Origin of the sequence: Arthrobacter sp. zg-Y1143, assembly GCF_030125565.1 — a bacterium.
Taxonomy (GTDB): domain Bacteria; phylum Actinomycetota; class Actinomycetes; order Actinomycetales; family Micrococcaceae; genus Arthrobacter_B.
In genome coordinates this window covers 1-15,728 of record NZ_JASKLW010000015.1, presented here as the reverse complement: position 1 = coordinate 15,728, position 15,728 = coordinate 1, and the positions used below count along the sequence as shown (strand labels likewise).

Genomic DNA, 15,728 nt, shown 5'->3' with positions numbered 1-15,728 from the left:
GCTGCCCTTGCCCCTTGATCACGATCGCTTTCCTCACCCATCATCTGAAAATTTCTCCAGGAACGGAAAAAGTCAATTGAGCTATACGAACTCCTCATCGCTTGCAGGGAAAACCATCATCATCACCGGCGCCGGCAGGGGCATTGGTAGAGGTGTCGCCCGTGCTTTGGCAAAGAACGGTGCGCAGCTCTTCCTGACGGACATCATCGCCGACAATCTCAACAGCGCGGCAGAGGAGATGCGCGGGCTCGGAGCCGAAGTAGCGTCTGTGCAGGCCGACCTCGCGGACCGCGAGGCTGCTGGCATCATCATCGATGCCGCCGTGGAACGGTTCGGTCGCCTCGATGGTCTGGTGAATAACGCGGTCTGGATTAACAAGCCGATGCCGTTCGCTGAGCAGACTGACGATATCTTCAGTCGCATTTCCGATACCGGCCCACGGGCTACCTTCGCCATGATGAAGGCAGCCTACCCGCATCTGGTCGCTGCCGGTGGCGGCTCGATCGTCAACTTCGGATCGGGTGCCGGCGCAGGCGGAGAAGTGGGCTTCGCCGCTTACGGAGCAGCCAAGGAATCGATTCGTGGCATGTCGAAGGTGGCCGCTCTTGAATGGGGAGCCGCCAATATTCGCGTCAACGTCGTGATACCGTTCGCGAACTCGGAGGGCGCCCTGGCCTGGGAGCAGGTCGATCCCGCGGCGTTCAACCAAGCAATGGCCTCCATTCCGCTGCGTCGGATTGGAGATACCGAGAAGGATGTCGGAGCCGTTGTGTCCTTCTTACTGGGTGACGATTCCACCTACCTGAGCGCGCAATCCATTCATATCTCAGGCGGCGCCGGCGTATTCCGGTAGGACATCCCGCTCAACCGAGACAGGGGGCGGCTCGTCTAGGAACTAGGCGAGCCTCCCGCACGGAAATATTCGTAGGGTCGACTGTTCCCAGCGAGCTGAGAAGGAACGAAAACCCAGGGGAGTCGAAACTGAGCTAGTCCCATAAGACGGCTCACGGGACTAGGTGTACCCGGCCATTAGGTTGGTAACAGTCGGCTGACGGGTGGTTTGCCTCCGAGTGCGCTGTGTGGACGTTCATTGTTGTAGTGCTCGAGCCACGGTGCAAGTGCGGCTGTGCGCTCATCGTTGCTGGTGAAGACCTGTCTGTAGGCCCATTCAGTGGCCAGGGTGCGGTTCAGGCGTTCCAGCTTGCCGTTCTGCCAGGGGCAGTGTGGCTTGATGAACTTCTGCGTGACGCCATGCAATGCGCACAGTTCACGCAGCGAGTAGCGGTACGCCCAGGCGTTATCGGTCATCAATCGCTCGATCCGGGTGATGCCGTCCGCTGCGAAAAAGTTGATGGCGCGTTCCAGGAACGCCGCGCAGGTGGTTCCCTTTTCGTCGGGCAGGATCTCGCTGTAGGCCAGCCGGGAGTGGTCGTCGATGAGGGAGTGAACGTAGTCGTAGCCGACTTTGAGCTGTTTGCGGGCCCTGCTGGAGCCCATCTGCCGCCCGTGGGCTTTCCATCCGCCGCCGTCGGGGATCTTTCCGAGCTTCTCGACATCCATGTGGACCAGTTCGCCGGGGTGTTCGCGCTCGTAGCGCACTGCGGTGGCCTTCGAGGAACGGATCACTTCTCCGGTGATCGGGTCGCAATCACGCAGGTAGGCAACGCCGTGGCGGCGCAGGATCCGTGAGACCGTGCGGGCCGGAACGCCCAGCACCGCTCCGAGCACTTCGGGCCCGGCCCGATGCTCGCCGCGTGCGGCGAGCCGACGCCGGAACGGCCGCTGATGAAAAGGACGTGGGAGCGCATTCGCCTAACTGTTCTATCCGATGCCTCGCAAATGCAAGGACCGTCCGATCTAGGATCGCCTACTGGCACGCTGAGTGTCGCTATCAGGACCGGCTTCGAGTTATTTCCCTGCACCGCTTCTAGTACCGCCAGCAGCCCTTTTCGCGCTTAAGAGCATGTCTCTTACCATCAGGTACCGGGCTGTTGGTCCAGATCTGCAGCGAGCTGCAGGAGCTCCCTCGTCTCCGCTTCATAGCCGGGCCTGCCTACGTTAGCGAAAGGATTCGTGTTTTCCGCGGGGAGCTGGAGCCGATAGGCATCGTTTGCCAACTTATCGCCTTGGCGTCCATCTCTCATGCTGCTGAGGATTGCTTCCCGTATGTCTGGGTCGATGCTCCTAAACACGTCGCGCATTTCCTCGATCTCGGCCTCGTCAGAGGCCGGCACATCGCGCGCCGCCTCCTCTTGGGCCTTTGCTTCTATGTGTTCTCCGAGTCTTAGCTGCCATCCGATCTGATGAACTTGGGAAATCACCACTCGGACAGTTTCCAGGTCACCCACTCCAGTGGGTTCGAGAGGATTGCCGATCCGATCAATGTCGACGTAGAACCCACGTTGTTTGAGCTTGTCGTGGCGCTTCGTCCACTGCTTAATTGCCCCAAGAGCTGTGGCGTTGGCTTCCTGGTCAGCTGGTGCCGTACCGAACCAGTACTTTTCGTCTACTAGGAACCGGTGAACTCTTTTCAGCTTCTCAGGGTGACTTGACCAGAGTGTTTCGAGGGCTTCGTCAACAAAAGGGGTTCCTTCCGGATCGTAGGCAATAGAGATCCGCCGTTCGTGCAGGGCGATAGCTTTGCCAGACTCTTCTATCGCAAGGATTGCCAGCGATCGTGCCAGCGCCACCTGGTCGCGTTCAAGAATCGTCAGTGCAGACACGAGGAGACGGTCGGCGTTCGCCAGCAACGCATCTTGAAGCTGAACTACCTGATCTGGAGATAACGACGGCAGGCCACGGATTGTCATGGCGCTATTCTTTCGCTTATACAAGCCGTTGCGACCGAGCGACGCGCGTGGCCCCAGTGCTGCCAGTTATCGATGACTCGGTCAGGGATCCCCTTTCGAAAAGGACAAAGCCACCGCCAGGCCGAAGGGACCTGAAGGGTAGTAGTTTCGCGCCTTGAATATGCTTGCGTATATGCCAAGTACATGCGATGCTTGCAAATACCCCGTCCACTGTAGCAAGGAGTACGCTCGTGAGCCCCTATGAGGTAAGCCCCCAAGACGCCGCTATCACGATCGCGGAAACCGACCGGCTGGCCGCAAAAATGCACAAAGATGTGTATGCAATGTGTGTCGCGATGGTGAGCCTGGCCGCCGCTACTGCCTTCGGGCTGCTCATCATTGGGTTGGTCCCGTCGATCGGTGCTGTCGTCGCTGGAACCACCGCGGTAGTCGCCGCAACCATTCCGGTATCACTCGTCGGCGCAACCGCACGAGCACGCGACCGGGCGTTCTCTCGCCGCTACCTTTTTACTATTGGCTTCTGGGCTCTGTTCTTCGTCGGGACGATCATCACAGGCATGTACCTCTACCCGCAAGTACCGGGCTTCTGGATTCCCGCGGCAATCCTGTGTGCAACCCCGCCTGTAGCCTTCATCGTCACAGGAAACCGAGCGGCCCACTAATGGCACACCCACGATCCGAGCTCGATAAAGAACTACTCTCTCCTCTCCGGCTTTCCATCCTCGCCGCTCTCTCCCGAGTGGGCGAAGCTGAGTTCGCCGCCATTCGCGACGCAATTGAAACGAACGACGCTGAGCTTTCACGACAGCTCACCAGACTCTCTGATGTTGGCTACGTTCGTATCGATAAGCAGCGATCGGGCCGTTACATGAAGACGTGGCTATCCCTCACAAAAGAAGGACACGCAGCCCTCACCGCACACATCGCGGCACTCAAGCGGATCACAGACAACTAAGATTTCAATCCTGTTCAACGTTGCCCGGCTAGGGTTCCTCTTACGGCCACTCAGGGAGTCAAGCGGTAGGTGGCAAACTGGGTGACGTGATAAACACCATCCGCGATTTAGGGCCTGCCAATGTCGAGGCGCTGCAGAATTTACTCGAATCGGTCCCGGACTGTGCCGAGCCGATTGCCGGCTATCCGCCGGGGCCGGCGGACGCCCCCAGCGCCTTGATCTCCGTACCACTCAACTTTCCGCGGGCAAGCGTGGAACCGGCTTGTGGAATGGTGCCGACCTCGTCGCCTTTGCCGACATCCTTTTCGGTTACCCTGATCCCGCCGCGGCCTATATCGGACTTTTCATCGTGCACGGCGACCACCCTGGGAAGGGCTTGGGACGAGAGCTCCACGACGCGGTTCTTGCGCGCGTTCACCGGCAATCGTCCGCCGAACGCCTGCGGCTCGGGATCGTCGAGAAGAACGCGGCTGCAGCGGAACCATTCTGGCGAGCACTCGGATACCTGCCGACCGGCGAACGGAAAACCGTACCACTACGACAAACTCAGCAGTACCGTCACCCTCTGGGAACGGCCCATCGCACGGGCACACTGAAGAGCACCGAGTCCCGCCCTGTGGAGGATCGACTAACCGGCGAACTTTCCTCTGAAACACTCTGAGGATGACTGAACTACTTCAAATATCGTGGCTGCTTACGGACGCATCACCATAGGGGTGGTGGCAAGATCGCTTCTCTAAACAGAGAAACGGATTCCAGGACCTGTCGCAACAGCCTCAGGCCCGCCTCTTGATCTACTTCAAGAAATAGGCTCGATCCTGCCTCACCAGGTAGGTCCCTGCGTCCCCGGATCCTCCCTGCGCCACGATAGACAGAACAGTGACCTGCACACTGTAGGTCCCGTCCCCATTATCGGTAACGTCATACCTAAGGTCGGGACTGTACTGGAGGTGTTCCGCAATGATGTCTACTGCTTCCTCCGCCGAAACAAACTCCACAGTAGCCGGCTGGGGGTTAATCGCCGGGTTTGGAGGTGGAACAGGAGCGGGAGCCTCAGCGGCCGGCGCTTCTGCCGCCGGTGTTTCAGACACCGGCTCAGAGGCCGTCGGCGTGGCAGAAGGCCTCTGCGTTGGGCTCGGACTTGCTGTCGAACTTTGACTCGCCGTCGGACTGGGCGTCGCTGTCGGCGCTTCCGAGTTACTACTGCCACAACCGCTTAATAGGAAAACTGACAATGTCAGAGCTGATACGAAGCCCCCTGCACTGATGTGCTTCAAAGTCCTGGTCAACCGCATCGAATCCCCTCCATTCGTTAGTGATCATAAGCTCGCCTCGCGAACTTACCCCACGGTGATTTATGACCGACTGTACAACAGGATCTAATACGCCATTGGGCTCCAGCGCGCTTCAGTGCTGCTTCATCCATGACATGTCCAGGTTATTCAGCCCGATGACTCCCGGTGTGACGAGCGTTCGCGTGCCCTTATTTTGGTGGGCCATAATGCCAGCGCAGGAGGATCACCAAACACCTTATGGGTAACATTCTCGCGGGCGAAATGGGGTAATGCGTGCAATTCAGGGCAAGGATCACTGCGAGCTGCTACTAATTAGCGGCGTCCAACGCCTGGGGACTAAGGAGACTGCATTTCATCGTCACCCTTGTTTGTTTCAGACGATACAGCCCGGATGCTGCGCAGTATCGCGATGACATCATCCAGTGATACTCCAGCGGTGTCACTGGAGTAGACGAGTGTACGCATGGTTTCTCTGACCGTTTGCCCGGAACGGATCGCGCCCCTGAAGAGTTCAGCTATGTCGTCGGCCGAGCTCGGTGTGGGAGCATTCACCGCGATGCACTCGAAGTCCCGGTGCTGCCCTCATCCGTCCAATCAGGAACTTACCACGCATGTCACGAGTCTCTTCGCGTGGCACGTTCAGCTTTCATTTATTTGATAGATCCAATTGGAGAAGCGGAAGCTGAACACCAATCGCAGACATAGAGCACTGACGACGGATACCGGCCAATCGAAGAAGGGTCCTACACACTGGACTGGAATGCAACTGGCGCAGAACTCACCGTTTCAGAAACTGACAGTATGGGGGCGCGTCGAACAACAGCCAATCAGCTACCGCCGATGCCAGAGTTTCTTCTGATCATCAACTGGAACCCGGAGGCGTCCGATCGACGGATTGGCGTCCGAGCTCCTGTATGTTCTGGTACGTGTCCAATGAAAAAGAGACGGGAGCCCACATAGAACGAGGAGTGTCAGGATCCAGCTGGCGTCTTTATTTTCGTGGTGCATGGCTCAATGCTGTCTCTGTTGGCGGGCTTGTCTGGGTGTTGGTGGTGACGAGTCCACCCGGTGCCACGGATGATTTCGGTCCTGCTGGCATGGGCTTTATCTTCGCTGCATGGGTTGCAATTCCCTGGTTTATTTTTTCACTCCTCGTGGGGGGACCGGTTGTTCTTCTGATGCATGCGGCATCTAGTCGGCCGCCGTGGATTGCTCTTTGCACCTGTTTTCTCGCGGCTACGCTAGCGGCGTTAGCCGTCCCTGTCCTGTGGCAGGCGGTTGTGGGTTCCATGACACTCGGGCAGGCTTTTGTCTTTTGGGTGCTCTTACCGTTGCTGAGCGGCGGGTGTTGGGCTTTCGTCATAGCTCGCCGTGTGCTGCCAAGGGGTGGGCTGAGATCGGCTTTGGGGCAGGCAACCAAACTGTGAATGCAGTGATGACTGGTGTTCAAAAAACTGCTGGTTCCATTAGTGGTCAGGTGAAATCCGACATCCTGAGTGAGAGCCGTGCGGGTCTTGGGTCCGTGAACCCTAAAGCGATGTTCGGGCAATACATAGTGTGAGCACAGACACTGACGGCGAAATCATTCGCCTTGCCCGGGACAACCCGGCAGTCTTCGGGGAACTGTATGACAGGCACGCTGCCGGCCTTTACCGGTATGCAGCGCGCCGGGCAGGGGAGTTCGCTGCCGACGACATTATTGCCGACACCTTCCTGGTCGCATGGGAACGGCTCGAGAGCTACGACCACGACCACGACGACGCGCGGCCCTGGCTGTTCGGCATCGCTACCAACCTGCTGCGTCGACACCACCGGACCGAAGCCAGGATGCTGAAAGCCGCCGCGAAGGCAGGTCTGCGGGACTCCGTGGCCGATGAATCCGACAGGGTCGCTGCCCAGACGGATGCCCTGGTGGCCACAGGCCTGATCGCCGTGGCGTTGAAGTCGATGCCCGTCATCGACAGGGACACGCTGCTTCTCTATGCCTGGGGAGACCTGACCTACGAGGGTATTGCCGCCGCTATGAACGTTCCGATCGGTACCGTCCGGTCCCGTCTGAACCGGGCACGGCGGACCCTGCGCAGCGCGCTTGACGCCGTGCAGCTTGCAGACAAAGGAGAACAAGCATGGACGAAATAACACTGCTCCGCGGAATGCGCAGCGGCATTGCCTCCCCTCCGCCGGCAACACTGGCCCGCCACCGCCGCAAAGTTCTGGCAGGCATAGGGGTTGTTTCCTCCGTGGACACCGCAGTCGTGGCACCGCCTCGGGCAGCCAGCCGCGGCAAGGCGCGCCGCCGCATCACTCTGTTGGCGGCAGCGGCGGCCTTCCTCGTCGGCGTCCTGGTGACGGCCGACGTCGTTCTGCCCGATCGCGGCCGGGCAACAGCGGAGGCAACCCAACTGCTTGATGACGTGGAAGCGGCCGCGATGAGTACCGCGGATCCGGTGCTCCTTCCGGGGCAGTATCTGAAAATCGAAAGGGAGGAGTTGCTCTCCAACACTTTCGCGGCGGACGGCGTAGTGCTTTCCTGGGATGCGCTTTCCCGCGATCAGCTTTATGTTCCCTCCGATCTGGAGGGTGAGTGGGTGTGGAACCGGGAAGCTCAGGTTCCGGCAGACTCGGCACCCGAGGTGGTCAAGGAACTCGCCCGCAACCGGGCGGTTAATGATCCGCGAACAGAAGCCGCCATGGTGGGGGTTTTCCGGGCGCCGGGCGGTGACTTCGACGGTGCCGGCTACATGATACTTGGCGTGCCGCCGGCCGATACCAGCGGGCTGCCCCGGGATCCGGCCAAGCTCCTCGACCGGATATACGAGTACACGAAGGACCGTGGGACCCCGGACGACAAGGCATTTGAGATGGTTAAGGAAATCCTTCGCACGGGCGTGATCCCGTCGGATCTCCGTGTAGCCCTGTACCGGGCCGCCGCGCTGATTCCCGGCGTCGACGCTGTGGGCAGCGTGGTCATGGCCGACGGCAGGGAGGGCGTCGCCCTCGGCATGGTCAGCCTCGATGGCATATGGCGCAGTGATCTCGTCATCGATCCTGCCACGGGACTGGTGATCGGTGAGCAGGTTGTTTCGCTGCAGGATTACGACGGCGCCCCCGCCGGTACCGTTTCGTCCTGGCGATCGGTGCGGACTTCCGTGGTGGACTCCGCTCCATGAGGGGATCCGTGAGCGGGACAGCTTTTCTGTTGCTGTCCTCGCTGGAATGGCACGGGGCTGTTGCGGTGGGGATCGGGTCTCCGCCGAATAGCGCTGAATGCTCTCGGCTAGGGTGAATGTATGGATGCAGCGACCACGGTGATGCAAGCTCTGATAGCCAATGAGAACGCTGGGTTGGTCATGGATTTTGACGGCGTTCTTTCTCGAATAACCGAGGATCCCGATGCCAGCGAGTTGTTGCCAGGCACGAAGGAGATACTCTCAACCTTGGCGACCAGACTCTCGGTTGTAGCGCTCCTCTCCGGGCGACCTGCCGGCTTTCTGGCGGCGCGGGCATCCATTCCAGGAGTAGAACTTTATGGTTCATACGGTCTTGAACACCTCACTGAAAATGGCATCGAGGTTGTCCCCGAAGCTCAACAGTGGATGACAGCGGTGAGAACAGCCACTCAGGTGTTGCACCGGGAACTAGACAACCTTGAGGGTATCTACGTCGAAGAAAAGTCCCTCGCAGTCGCTGTCCACTGGCGGCGCGCACCAGATCGTGACAGCGCCACGAAACGAATCACCCCGCTCGTCCAAGAAGTGATCGACACTCATGGGCTGCGCCATGAACCCGGCAAGTTCGTCGAGGAACTCCGAATGCCCCTCAAACAGGACAAAGGCACTGCCCTTCAGAGGATCATCAATGCTGGGAATATCCAGACTGTCGCGTACGCAGGTGATGATAGAGGAGACATGCCAGCGTTCGAAGCGGCAACCGCAGCAGGGGGGCACGCGCTAGTTATTGACGGCGCTGACATGGCTCCGGAAGTAAGCAATATAGCCGGTGCCCACTTCGACAGCCCCGAACAGTTCCAGTCCTGGCTGCAGCAACTCAGTGCCGCAGTGCGATAGTAAGGGGTGTCCGCTCCTGGATCGCCTTAGCGGGACGGAGGTTCGAGCCCTTTGAGGTGTTGGTCGATGAGGCGCTGAGCCCGCTCGGACGTCATTCGGTCGGTCTCGGTTACCCTGGCGATGGCTAGGCCATCGAGCAGCGCCATGAGCATGGCGGCGTCATCCTCCGCGAGGTCCGGGTTCCATTGCCGGAGCAGAGTTGTCAGGCCTTCTTCCATAAGCCGCCAGGATGCCTGATGGGCGCTGGCAACTGCGCTGCTGGTTGCCGCCTTCGCGGCGTAGGACAACCAAATGACCGAAGCGGTGCGGGATTCGTCGTCCACCCCTCCGAGAATCCTGCACACCGCGCCCAGATTCTGCCGCGCTGATGCCTCCGGGTGCACGGCGGAGGCCACCCGCTCGATGAAGTTCCTGGAGACCTCGTTCATGGCCGCCACGATCAAATCGTCTTTCGTCTTATGGTGATGCTGGACGGCACCTATGGAGAGGCCGGCGGCTGCGGCGACGTTGCGGATCGTCACATCCTCAAGGCCCCGCTCAACAAGAATGTCCTGCACAGCCGTAAGAATGCGCTGCGCGCCCGCCGAGGTCATGATTCGAGATTACTCCGAACCAAACCATACGTTCGTATTGTATGCTCGGGGCATGACACGACTTCGTTTGGGCGCCGCGCTATGGACTCTGTGCCTGCTGACCTTTCCGGCTCAGGTAATTGCGGCCGCGCAGTGGCCAAACCCGTACTCCTGGTCCGCAAATTTCATCAGCGATCTGGGCGTGACTGCGTGCAGGACGTTCGACGCCGGCACCCGCGTTGAGCGATACATTTGCTCCCCCGGCCATCTGCTGGCCAACGGTTCCACGATCGCCAACGGAGCCCTCATGGCCGTCGGAGCCATCCTGCTGTGGTCGGCCTGGCCTCGGCAGCGGACAGGGAAAACCGCGATGTCATTCCTCGCCGCGGGCGGTGTACTTGTGATGCTGGTCGGCTTCCTGGCCTGGGATGTTCACCCGGAGGCTCATGACGCCGTGGCCCTTGCCCAGGCCCTGATGCAGTGGATCGGGATGGCCTTCCTTGCCTTCGCACTCAGAGGCAGCGCGGCCGCACGATGGGCGTCAGCCCTGACCCTGGCGAGTCTCACACTCTCGATTGCCGGTTTTGTTCTTTTCATTGACGCGATCAGCGGTGGGCCATCGATTTCACTGGGCCTCGGCATTACCGAGCGCCTCGCCTTCGATACCCTCACCATGTGGGGCGCCGTGCTGGGCGCGATCCTCCTGATGACGACACTCGGCCACCGGAGCACCACCTCAAACCAGGAAGCGATTCTCGGTTCCGCGCCGACGGGAAGTCTTGCTCTCTGATTCCTCCCGACTCGTAGAACGCCGTGACGAACCCTAGTCCTCAAAAAGGACAAAGTGGACCACCACCACCACTTCGGCCCGTAGGGGGTCACCTCGTCGCTCCTCCGCCCGTAGCTTGGCAGCCGAGTAAGCGCGGCGCGCCGTGTCTATGTGTAAACGGAGTTGCCGTCTTCCGTATATACTAAGCACCCTTAGTTTAGGCCGGCCATCAGCCGGAAATGCACACAGCAGCGGATCTGCGCCCCAGCCAAAGGAGCGGATTCGGTGCTGTTCCTTAATATGACACGGACTTTGTCCGCCGATATGAGAGTGAATTATGGAAGACGCCCTTATGACGGGTACCAGTGTGGATTCGAGTGGAGAAGGCAAACACCGACCATCTGGCCCGGCCCGCCAGCGGCACATCAGTGACTTTACGGCTTTGACCCGGCAGGTCCAGGAAGCCGGCTACATGCGCCGGAACTACGGCTACTACTGGAGCAAGTTGATCGGGTTGACGCTGATTGGCCTGGTGCTGGCCTTGGCCTTCGTCCTGCTGGGGAACACCTGGTGGCAGATGGTGACCGCGGTGGTGCTGGCGCTGTTGATGACACAGATCGCGTTTCTGGGGCACGACGCCGCGCACCGGCAGATCTTCGTGTCGCCGAAGTGGAATGAATGGGTCTCACTGATCGTGGTTAACCTTTTTGCCGGTATGGGCCTGGGCTGGTGGAATTCAAAACACAGCAAGCATCATGCTGCACCGAACAAGATCGGCACGGATCCGGATATCGCGCCCGGCGTCCTGGCCTTCACCCCCGAGGCGGCCGACGCGCGCAAAAACCGTTTCACACGCTGGCTTGCCATGAAACAGGGTTACTTTTTCTTCCCGCTGCTCCTGCTTGAGGGCGTCAACCTGCATGTCCAGGGCCTCAAGCGAGTACTGGGACCCGGCCGGGTCAAGCGGCGGTGGGTGGAACTCGGTTTCATCAGTGTCCGCCTGGCCAGTTATGCGGTGCTGGTTTTCGTAGTGCTGTCACCGGGCAAGGGGGCAGCGTTCATCGGCGTCGAGCTCGCCGTTTTCGGCCTGTACATGGGTATTTCCTTCGCGCCGAACCACATCGGCATGCCGATTGCGCCCCGGGACGCGGGCATCGATTTCCTGCGCCGCCAGGTGTTGATGAGCCGAAACATCACCGGCGGCCGGTGGGTGGATACCTTTATGGGAGGCCTGAACTTCCAGGTGGAGCACCACCTGTTTCCCTCCATGTCCCGCCCGAATTTGCGAAAAGTTGCCCCGCTGGTCCGCCAGCACTGTGAGCAGCTGGGCGTGCGGTATACCGAAACCGCGTTGGGCCAATCCCTGCGGGATGTTACCGCCTACATCAACAAGGTGGGCCGCGGAGGCGTGGATACGTGGGCCTGCCCGATGGCCAGCACGCACCGCGTGTAAGCCGGGACGATCTGCCGCACTATTTGAGGGGCTGGTTCTGCGCCGGGGTGGCCGCGTCGGGGCAGAGGTTCTCGCTGATCTCCCACAAGCGGGCGGGTGTGGCCGGCGCTCTTCCGAGCCCGTCCGTGGCGCGTGTGAGGACAATTGTGGTTCTGGCAGGCCCGAACCGTCGTCGCCGCCCGCCCCTTCCGGAAGGCTCACCGTTTCTCCCGCAGAGGAGCGACGTCGTCCCGGGGGTTGCTGCGATCCTGGCGGAGTCGTACCCCGGATCGGCAATGCAATGAAACGTTTGCAAATAAACCTTTGCACTGTCATGATGAGGGCATGACCCCGCAGACTGATCCCCAGCCAACCCGTGACGGAGACCGCGTCCTCGACGGCCCCGTCCTCAAGGCGCTCGCCCACCCCCTCCGGGTGCAGCTGCTCGACATCCTGTCCCAGTACGGGCCGCAGACAGCCAGCAGCATGGGTAAACGGGTGGGGGAATCGAGCGGAGCGACGAGCTACCACTTGCGGCAACTGGCTCGGCACGGCCTGGTCCGCGAAGTCGCGGATCGAGGGTCCGCGCGTGAGCGGTGGTGGGAACGTCCGCGCGGCTCCCTGATCCTCAGTACCACCACAGCGGAGCAAGACCCTGCCCTCCGGGAGGCGTCCCGGCAGGTCAACCGGCACTTCGTCCAGGGACGCGCAGAGGCATTGGCTGCATTCACGGCAAGCGACCCGTCAGCACTGCCGGAGGAGTGGGCCGACGCCGCCATGCTGAGCACGCTCAACGCCTACCTGACATCGGACCAGCTCAAGGCACTCAACCGTGACATGGAAGCGATCCTGCACGAGAAGCTCGAGACCTACCGGAGTGAACCCGGGGCAGCCGGGGCCCGCCCAGTGCAGCTGCACTTCAACGCCTTTCCCCTTACCGATTTTCAGGAGCAGCCATGAGTTCTGCCAGTATCGGGTGCTACCCGCCCGCCACCCTCACCGTGCATGCGGGGTTCACCTCCCGTGCCCTGATCCGCCTCGGGGCGGCATTCATTGCAGCCGGTTCCAGGCTGGCCCGCCCCGAGGGGCCGGAGGCGGCGCTCTTCAGGCAGCACCTTGAACGCCGCACGGACGCCAGCGCCGTCGCGCACAGCGGGCTTCACCTGCTGTTGTGGCGAGAGCAATGAAGTTTCGATCTGCAGGGGGACCCGTTGCGCGTCCTTTACCGACGCGATGGATCCATGGGTCGGAGTCTTCGAAACACAATGCGGACCCCGATGTGCAGGTCTACTGGTACGACGACGACACGGTTGTCCTGCGGCAGAATAAGGCGGTTCATTACGAGGCTCCCTTCATGTTCCTCCTTTTTGGAGAGGAGCGCGTGGTGCTGCTCGACACTGGAGCAACGGCCGACCACCAACACTTCCCGCTGCGCGCCGTCGTCGACGAACTCATCGAGTTCTGGCTTCACCGTCAATCCGGCGCAGACCCTTCCTACGAACTCCTGATCCTGCATACACATGCACATGGAGACCACGTCGCCGGTGACGCCCAGTTCTCCGGCCGCCCCCGCACAACGCTCGTGCCGGCACACCAGATGGCCGCCTGGCAATACTTTGGGTTCGCTGACGCCCCGGATCAGTCCGGCGAAATTGACCTGGGTGGACGGATACTCACAGTTCTCCCCACGCCGGGTCACGATAGTAGTGCCGTCACGTTCTACGACCCGCGGACCGGGATCCTCTTTACCGGTGACTCGGTGTACCGGGGCCGGCTGTACATCAATGACTGGCCGGCCTTCTCCCAGAGCATTGACCGCCTCATCAAGTTCTGCAATTCGCACCCCGTGACCTACGTCGTGGGGTGTCACATCGAAATGACAAGCACGGCGGGCGTCGACTATCCGGAACGCACGACCTACCAGCCTGACGAGCCGCCCCTTGAGATGACAATCAAGCATCTGCACATGCTGCGATCTGCCCTGGACGCTGCAGGGCCGGAGCCGGTACGGCTAATCTGCGACGATTTCATTCTCTGGCCGGCCGGCGCCTGAGATGGGAGGCGTCAGGGTAGCGCTTGATCGGAATCATGCGACGAGCCGGATCCGCAGGCCGCTCAGTTCCCCGACGCCCCGGGACCCACCACCAGGCAGGTGCTTGACGCCGTCGCGAGGACACGGCCGGCGGCGTCGCGCAGGTCCGCTTCGACAAAGGCTGCGTTGCGCCCGGTCTTGGTCACCCATCCGTGGGCTGTGACGGTGCCCGTGTCCGCGGTCGCGGCACGCAGGAAGGACACCTTGAGTTCGAGGCTGGTGTAGCCGGCGCCGGCCGGCAGCGTGGAGTGCACGGCGCAGCCGCAGGCGGAGTCCAGGACGGTGGCGAAAAAACCTCCGTGGACGGAGCCAATCGGATTGTAGTGCGATTCGTCCGGCTCCGCCGTCATCACGACGTCGCCCTCACTCACGCTGACCAGACGGAGTCCGACATGGCTGCTGATCGGCGGGCCGGGAATTTCGCCGGCGGCCAGCGCCTGCAGGTGCTCGAGCCCGGTTCGCGAGAATATGCGCGCGACGTCCCGTTCCGCAGGGGAGTATTCGAGCGTTTTTGACCGCATTTCGGAATCGACCATGGTGTCTCCTTCGGGTGTGGCATTCACGGACACGGCCAGTGAGAGGTGTGCCTGGGAATGCAGTATCTACGGGCGGGAAATGTGACTCGCTACGCCCGCAAAAACACCCCGCATTCCCGGGAATCACCATTAGCTGCATCGAGTATTGTGGTGCCCAAATTACCCGAAAATAAAAGGACACAAAAATTGCCGCACTATGTCGTCTTGCAAGAGACCCTGAAGGAAAAACTGTTGGGAACCGGCTCCGGGAACCTAACCTCTTTGGAGAAGGCCATCAATGACCAGGCCGCGAAGGGCTACCGCCTCCATACCATCACCACTGCGAGCAGCGGCAGCAAGGGATTCGGCGGTGGTGACCGCATCCAGGCGACCATGGTCTTCGAGAGCCTCCGGTAGGCGTCCCCAGTGCTAAAGGTTCAGCGCGCTGCTCCCCTGGCAGTGGCCTCGATTGTCCTGGCGGCCGGCCTAGTTTCCTGCGCATACGCCGGATATGACGAACCGGTCCGCCCGTCGGCCCAGTCCCTGGCGGACACAGAACCGTTTATCGAGGAGATGCTCGCGGAGGATCTGGGGTACCACTCACCTATCAGGGTGGACCAGGCGAGGGAAAGCAGCTGCCTCGACCCGATCCATGACCACGACATGAACCGTGTGACGGAAGTGCGGACCTTCGCCAGCGGGCGTTTCCCCGATAGCGCCGCCGCCGGGGAAGCCATGAACACGATGGAGAACTATGTGAAGTCGAAGGGGTGGACGTTGGTCATGGAGGATAGCTCCGCTGACTACCAGTCCTTTGTGTATGAGATGGGTGACCTGAGTTTCTCCGCCCAATACGAATACGCAGAACCCTCAACCGGATCCCCCTACCACGACGTGGGTTTTGACGTACGGACCGGTTGCCGCAAGCAGGCAAAAGACCACGAAATGGTGCGGTCCAAGTACGACCCCGACTACGGCGTCACCAGCGAGTATTACGACTACGAGGCCGAGGAGGAAGACCCGGCGAACGCTACGCAGCGACGGCTGGCAACCCCCTACGGCGAGGAAGTGAAGTTCCGCCACTAGGACTCCGGTGCCCGGGAGCCGATTGACGCTACGCTGGCTCCCCGGTGGCCTCCGGCCTCCGGGGGGGGGGGGGGGGGGGGAAAAACCCGGGCGATTCGGGGGGCCAAGTAACGGAGGGGGGCACCCCATGGCCCG

At 60.9% G+C, this 15,728-nt stretch carries 17 protein-coding genes and 1 pseudogene; 14 read left to right on the top strand and 4 right to left on the bottom strand.

Going from position 1 to position 15,728, the window contains the following annotated elements:
• Window positions 1–76: 76 nt before the first annotated feature.
• A complete protein-coding gene (locus QNN98_RS15770) occupies window positions 77–853 on the top strand; it encodes an SDR family NAD(P)-dependent oxidoreductase (RefSeq protein WP_283998366.1) in 777 nt (258 codons plus the stop codon).
• 176 nt (window positions 854–1,029) lie between these two features.
• Here the strand turns inward: QNN98_RS15770 and QNN98_RS15765 are convergent.
• Together QNN98_RS15765 and QNN98_RS15760 are read right to left on the bottom strand one after the other, a co-directional pair.
• A pseudogene (locus QNN98_RS15765) lies at window positions 1,030–1,761 on the bottom strand (IS481 family transposase); the annotation flags it as partial.
• 215 nt (window positions 1,762–1,976) lie between these two features.
• Window positions 1,977–2,810, bottom strand: a complete 834-nt coding sequence (locus QNN98_RS15760; RefSeq protein WP_283998364.1) for an AbiV family abortive infection protein — start codon at window positions 2,808–2,810, stop codon at window positions 1,977–1,979.
• 230 nt (window positions 2,811–3,040) lie between these two features.
• Between QNN98_RS15760 and QNN98_RS15755 the strand changes: the two genes are divergently transcribed.
• The 6 genes from QNN98_RS15755 to otsB all read left to right on the top strand — a co-directional run bounded on the left by QNN98_RS15755 (window position 3,041) and on the right by otsB (window position 9,127).
• Window positions 3,041–3,472 carry a hypothetical protein gene (locus QNN98_RS15755; RefSeq protein ID WP_283998362.1) on the top strand — a complete coding sequence of 144 codons (432 nt, stop codon included), beginning with the start codon at window positions 3,041–3,043 and terminating at the stop codon, window positions 3,470–3,472.
• On the top strand, window positions 3,472–3,765 hold the full coding sequence (locus tag QNN98_RS15750; protein ID WP_283998361.1) for a transcriptional regulator: 294 nt from the start codon (window positions 3,472–3,474) through the stop codon (window positions 3,763–3,765). The genes QNN98_RS15755 and QNN98_RS15750 overlap by 1 nt, the downstream gene beginning before the upstream one ends.
• A gap of 262 nt (window positions 3,766–4,027) precedes the next feature.
• Window positions 4,028–4,426, top strand: coding sequence for a GNAT family N-acetyltransferase (locus tag QNN98_RS15745; RefSeq protein WP_283998359.1), 399 nt, complete (start codon window positions 4,028–4,030; stop codon window positions 4,424–4,426).
• Between the two features lie 2,191 nt (window positions 4,427–6,617).
• Window positions 6,618–7,199: an RNA polymerase sigma factor gene (locus QNN98_RS15740; protein ID WP_283998357.1), complete on the top strand. Its 582-nt coding sequence runs from the start codon at window positions 6,618–6,620 to the stop codon at window positions 7,197–7,199.
• Window positions 7,187–8,230 carry a CU044_5270 family protein gene (locus QNN98_RS15735; RefSeq protein ID WP_283998355.1) on the top strand — a complete coding sequence of 348 codons (1,044 nt, stop codon included), beginning with the start codon at window positions 7,187–7,189 and terminating at the stop codon, window positions 8,228–8,230. Before QNN98_RS15740 ends, QNN98_RS15735 begins: the two co-directional genes overlap by 13 nt.
• A 120-nt stretch (window positions 8,231–8,350) precedes the next feature.
• Entirely contained in the window at window positions 8,351–9,127 is a 777-nt protein-coding gene (gene otsB, locus QNN98_RS15730; RefSeq protein ID WP_283998353.1) for a trehalose-phosphatase, read from the top strand.
• Between the two features lie 26 nt (window positions 9,128–9,153).
• On the opposite strand, the gene QNN98_RS15725 is transcribed toward otsB, so the two are convergent.
• Window positions 9,154–9,720 carry a TetR/AcrR family transcriptional regulator gene (locus tag QNN98_RS15725; RefSeq protein ID WP_283998352.1) on the bottom strand — a complete coding sequence of 189 codons (567 nt, stop codon included), beginning with the start codon at window positions 9,718–9,720 and terminating at the stop codon, window positions 9,154–9,156.
• 52 nt (window positions 9,721–9,772) lie between these two features.
• On the opposite strand from QNN98_RS15725, the gene QNN98_RS15720 reads away from it, so the two are divergent.
• The 5 genes from QNN98_RS15720 (at window position 9,773) to QNN98_RS15700 (ending at window position 13,953) form a co-directional block, all read left to right on the top strand.
• Window positions 9,773–10,489: a DUF998 domain-containing protein gene (locus QNN98_RS15720; protein WP_283998350.1), complete on the top strand. Its 717-nt coding sequence runs from the start codon at window positions 9,773–9,775 to the stop codon at window positions 10,487–10,489.
• A 331-nt stretch (window positions 10,490–10,820) separates the two neighbouring features.
• Complete coding sequence (locus QNN98_RS15715; protein ID WP_283998348.1) at window positions 10,821–11,921, top strand: fatty acid desaturase family protein; 1,101 nt, start codon at window positions 10,821–10,823, stop codon at window positions 11,919–11,921.
• 324 nt (window positions 11,922–12,245) lie between these two features.
• On the top strand, window positions 12,246–12,860 hold the full coding sequence (locus QNN98_RS15710) for an ArsR/SmtB family transcription factor (RefSeq protein ID WP_283998346.1): 615 nt from the start codon (window positions 12,246–12,248) through the stop codon (window positions 12,858–12,860).
• Entirely contained in the window at window positions 12,857–13,087 is a 231-nt protein-coding gene (locus tag QNN98_RS15705; RefSeq protein ID WP_283998344.1) for a hypothetical protein, read from the top strand. Before QNN98_RS15710 ends, QNN98_RS15705 begins: the two co-directional genes overlap by 4 nt.
• A gap of 167 nt (window positions 13,088–13,254) precedes the next feature.
• Window positions 13,255–13,953, top strand: coding sequence for an MBL fold metallo-hydrolase (locus QNN98_RS15700; protein WP_283998342.1), 699 nt, complete (start codon window positions 13,255–13,257; stop codon window positions 13,951–13,953).
• A gap of 62 nt (window positions 13,954–14,015) precedes the next feature.
• On the opposite strand, the gene QNN98_RS15695 is transcribed toward QNN98_RS15700, so the two are convergent.
• Window positions 14,016–14,528 carry a PaaI family thioesterase gene (locus tag QNN98_RS15695; RefSeq protein WP_283998340.1) on the bottom strand — a complete coding sequence of 171 codons (513 nt, stop codon included), beginning with the start codon at window positions 14,526–14,528 and terminating at the stop codon, window positions 14,016–14,018.
• 81 nt (window positions 14,529–14,609) lie between these two features.
• On the opposite strand from QNN98_RS15695, the gene QNN98_RS15690 reads away from it, so the two are divergent.
• Both QNN98_RS15690 and QNN98_RS15685 read left to right on the top strand, forming a co-directional pair.
• On the top strand, window positions 14,610–14,924 hold the full coding sequence (locus tag QNN98_RS15690) for a DUF4177 domain-containing protein (protein WP_283998338.1): 315 nt from the start codon (window positions 14,610–14,612) through the stop codon (window positions 14,922–14,924).
• Window positions 14,925–14,933: 9 nt separating this feature from the next.
• Window positions 14,934–15,593 (top strand): hypothetical protein, encoded by a 660-nt coding sequence (locus QNN98_RS15685; RefSeq protein ID WP_283998336.1) that lies wholly within the window; start codon window positions 14,934–14,936, stop codon window positions 15,591–15,593.
• Window positions 15,594–15,728: the final 135 nt, after the last annotated feature.